Below are 4141 nucleotides of genomic sequence, written 5' to 3' on the forward strand. Positions count from 1 at the left end.
AAAATTCGTACAGAAAAGGTCAACACGCCCTAGTTATGGTTGTCTGGCAGCGTGACATTCAATTCAAGCACGCTACAGTCGTCGTTATTGTCTAGCTGAACCGACACCTGGTCGTCTGCAATTTTCACATACTTGCGGATAACCTGAATGATTTCTTGTTGCATCATTGGCAAGTAGTCAGGCTCTGTTCGCCTCTTGCGTTCATGCGCGACAATAATTTGTAACCGCTCTTTGGCTACTGCCGCAGTGCTCGGCTTTTGCTTCTTTTTGAGCAGGTCGAAAATTCCCATTACTTACCTCCTAGCAGACGCTTGAAGAACCCTTTCTTCTCTGCTTCTAGGAAACGATGAGGAACAGTTTCGCCTAGCAGCCGTTTGACAGCGTCAGCATAAGCTTGTCCTGCATTGGCGTCTTCGTCAAGAATAACGGGTTGACCTTGGTTCGATGCCTTTAGCACCGCTTCAGATTCTGGTATTACGCCCAATAGCGGAATAGCCAAAATTTCTTCAACGTCAGCCACACTCAACATTTCAGCACTCTCAACGCGGGTTGGGTTATAGCGTGTTAACAGCAAATGCTCTTTTACAGATTCGCCCTTTTCTGCGCGCATCGACTTACTTTGAAGAATGCCTAAAATGCGATCTGAATCTCTTACTGACGATACTTCTGGATTAGTCACCACAATAGCTTCATCGGCAAAATACAATGCCATCTGTGCGCCCTGCTCAATACCTGCAGGCGAGTCACAGATGATAAATTCAAAATCTTTTTTCAGTTCATCAAGCACTGCTTGAACGCCATCCACTGTAAGAGCATCTTTATCGCGGGTTTGCGATGCAGGAAGAATGAATAAATTCTCCGTACGCTTATCTTTAATTAACGCTTGCTTAAGTGACGCTTCTTTATTGATAACATTTACAAAATCATAAACAACGCGACGTTCACAGCCCATGATGAGATCAAGGTTTCGCAAACCCACATCGAAGTCTATAACGACTGTTTTATGACCTGCTAACGCAAGCCCCGTACTTATTGCTGCACTTGATGTAGTTTTGCCTACACCACCTTTCCCCGAGGTTACTACAATAATCTTTGTCATCTATTCTTTCCTAATATTGCGTACAAAGCATTAAGCCAAAGGCTCTATACGTAATGTTTCTTCTTCTAAGTATATTTGTGCAGGTTTCTTCCAGCATTCACCTTTTACGGTGTCGTGCATAATGAATTGCCCTGCAATCGAAATAAGTTCTGCGTCTAACGACTGGCAAAATACACGGGCGCCCGTATTGCCCTTAACACCCGCTAAAGCGCGGCCGCGAAGTGTGCCGTAAACATGTATGTTGCCATCGGCAAGTAATTCTGCCCCTTCGCTGACCGACGCGGTTACCACTAAGTCACTGCCTTCAGCATACACTTGCTGACCTGAACGCACGGGACGATTGACGACTTTGGCTGGTTTAACTGCCGCTTTTATAGGCGTTGCCCTTGATGAGGATAATTCATTGTCTGCTGACGTATTTGTACCGTGTTCGCGGGATTGAGATTCCGGTTCGGCACCACTATTTTCGCTCCTATTGTCGCTGTTCCCAGCAGCTTGCTGAGACGGATTTTGCGAACGAAGTACACTGTCGGTGAACTTACTTTGACTGACATCTGCTAAACCTAAATCATTGATTGTCGGTTTTAATTCAGCCACTTCCCCTTTTACCGCCATAGGTTGCAGCTGCAAACGACGACACAGCGCAACAAGCAGTTCAAATTCAGTGGCTGACAAGGGTTTTATTAAGTGCAATATCAGTGAAGAACGGGTGAAAAACTGCGGTGCACTCGCAATTTTTTGTGATAGCTGAGCTTCAAAGCTATCTGGTTCAAAATCTATTACTTCTAACACAATACTGGTGAGCGTAGTGCCCTTCATGCGAAAGCAAGTCTCTGTCATTTTTTCTTCCCGAAAAGGCATTGCTTATTACTGTGGTACTTTTTACCTTGGTATGAGCAAAACCTATTAGCGCAATAGTTTGTCGCTGTCTTACGCAGCGATTCAAATGATTCCAATGCAGCACTGTATCAAAAAAACCTAGCATATACAGCAACTGTCATAGTCTTTTAAACGCTGAATAGGCCAAGATTATGCCAATAGGCAAGTAATTTACGTCACGGAACATTCACCTAACGATTGCATTGCCGTCAGGGCCCATGTATCTACAAAAAAAGTGCGGTTTAAAACCGCACTTTTCTTCACGCGTTTTTTGAGTGTTAGCATTTATGGACGGGTCAGTTTTTTGGGGTCAAGTATAGATTCCAGCTCATTCCTGGGGATATCAGTCATCGCCTCCGCCACATCAATCACGGGTTTATTTTCTTTATACGCCGCTTTGGCTATTTCAGCCGCTTTGGCATAACCTATCACTGGGTTGAGCGCGGTCACGAGCACAGGATTTCGGTAGAGCGATGACTCGATTTTATCCTGATTGACCGTGAACCCCTTAATGGCTTGCTCGCCAATAAGGGTGGCGCTGTTGGTCATTAGCGACAAACTGGACAACAAATTATTGGCAATCATTGGCAGCATAACATTGAGTTCGAAATTACCCGACTGCCCCCCCACAGTAATAGCCGCGTCATTACCGATAACTTGCGCTGAGGCCATCGCTACGGCTTCAGGAATGACCGGGTTTACCTTGCCTGGCATGATTGATGAGCCTGGCTGCAACGCAGGCAAGGCAATTTCACCAAGCCCCGCTAATGGTCCCGAATTCATCCATCGCAGATCGTTCGCTATTTTCATCAGAGTGACCGCGAGACTCTTGGTTGCTCCAGACAATGTAACCGCGGTGTCTTGAGAACTGATAAGCGCAAAAAAATTATCTGCAGGGGTAAACTCTATATCGGTAAGCCTATGTAAACTGTCGGAAAACGTAGCTGCAAATTCAGGGTGAGCATTCACACCTGTGCCTACCGCGGTACCACCTTGTGCAAGGGTTTGAATGGCGGGTTGTAGTGAGCGCAATGTGTTTACTTGCTGCTTAAGCTGTGCAGCCCACGCGAATAAACTCTGGTCCATCCCCACCGGCATGGCGTCCATTAGATGAGTGCGTCCTGTCTTGCAGTACTGGGCTACCGATTCTGCTTTCACCTCGATAATGGTGATTAAGCCTTCAAGGGCCGGTAATAGCTTTTTTGTCAGGGCCATGGCAGCACTGACATGAATGGTGGTAGGTATAACGTCGTTAGAACTTTGACCATAGTTAACATGGTCATTGGGGTGCACTGCTTCATTTGAGTAACGCGAAGCCACTCGCGCAATGACCTCATTTGCATTCATATTGGTGCTAGTACCTGAGCCGGTTTGAAAGATATCGACAGGAAAATGCTGCACAATATCGTCAAGAGACAGTAATTCGTCACATGCTTTGACGATGGCTTGTCCGCGGTCATTATTTAGTGCCTCAAGCTTCATATTTGCCAAAGCCGCCGCTTTTTTTACAGTTACCAATGCACGTATAAAGGCTTCAGGCATTCGCTGACCACTTACAGGAAAGTTTTCAATAGCACGCTGTGTTTGCGCACCGTAAAGTGCATTTTCAGGAACTTGAAGTTCTCCCATGCTGTCTCGTTCTGTGCGTGTTGCAGTCATTACTCGTATCCTTGTGTCGATGAAACGGTTTGCAAGCGCGTTACTCACTATCCTGAAAACGGCGCTCAAAGCTACAAACCCGTGGAAAAATGAAGATTTAACGCCTGAATGTCTATTTTTAATCTCGCAAGCGTAATTCGATCACTCTTTTTATTGGCGAAGCATTCAACCGATAGCAACGTTTTGTGCTCATGGTCTGGAAAAGCTTAGCGCAAAGGCACGTCGACTGTTGGAGCGAACCACCATCACGCAAATGATAATTATTACCAACTACAATGATCCAGCGCTATTCTTTTGCGTAAGATCGTGTGAGTAACTTATACCAGTCCGCATAGATAATTACCCACTCAGCGAGAGTTAAAATGTTCGTAATCGCGGCGTGTTACCGCAGGTATAGTGGTTCTACATCAAGGTGACACAACAAAGAGTACGGACATTTTAAACTCGCCCTTCGGGAAGGTCTGGCAAGCTTCTGAGTGGGCAATTATCTATGCGGATTGGTAT

The 4141-nt window shown here is 45.7% G+C and carries 4 protein-coding genes; all 4 read right to left on the minus strand.

All coding sequences use genetic code 11. The features are described 5' to 3' along the window. Positions 1 to 29: 29 nt before the first annotated feature. Entirely contained in the window at positions 30 to 290 is a 261-nt protein-coding gene (gene minE / locus GVO63_RS02200; protein WP_159494139.1) for a cell division topological specificity factor MinE, read from the minus strand. Next, positions 290 to 1099, minus strand: a complete 810-nt coding sequence (minD, locus tag GVO63_RS02205; protein WP_159577969.1) for a septum site-determining protein MinD — start codon at positions 1097 to 1099, stop codon at positions 290 to 292. Before minD ends, minE begins: the two co-directional genes overlap by 1 nt. Positions 1100 to 1129: 30 nt before the next feature. Continuing rightward, positions 1130 to 1939 carry a septum site-determining protein MinC gene (gene minC / locus GVO63_RS02210; RefSeq protein ID WP_159577970.1) on the minus strand — a complete coding sequence of 270 codons (810 nt, stop codon included), beginning with the start codon at positions 1937 to 1939 and terminating at the stop codon, positions 1130 to 1132. Positions 1940 to 2263: 324 nt separating this feature from the next. Next, positions 2264 to 3637, minus strand: a complete 1374-nt coding sequence (locus tag GVO63_RS02215) for an aspartate ammonia-lyase (protein ID WP_159577971.1) — start codon at positions 3635 to 3637, stop codon at positions 2264 to 2266. Positions 3638 to 4141: the final 504 nt, after the last annotated feature.

Origin of the sequence: Alteromonas sp. KUL106 (assembly GCF_009811415.1) — a bacterium.
In the GTDB taxonomy this organism is placed as follows: domain Bacteria; phylum Pseudomonadota; class Gammaproteobacteria; order Enterobacterales; family Alteromonadaceae; genus Alteromonas.

What these genes read in the sequence shown, in the direction of transcription:
- GVO63_RS02215 (WP_159577971.1), bottom strand. Translation starts at nt 3,637, where the DNA reads ATGACTGCAACACGCACAGAACGAGACAGCATGGGAGAACTTCAAGTT.
- minC (WP_159577970.1), bottom strand. Translation starts at nt 1,939, where the DNA reads ATGACAGAGACTTGCTTTCGCATGAAGGGCACTACGCTCACCAGTATT.
- minD (WP_159577969.1), bottom strand. Translation starts at nt 1,099, where the DNA reads ATGACAAAGATTATTGTAGTAACCTCGGGGAAAGGTGGTGTAGGCAAA.
- minE (WP_159494139.1), bottom strand. Translation starts at nt 290, where the DNA reads ATGGGAATTTTCGACCTGCTCAAAAAGAAGCAAAAGCCGAGCACTGCG.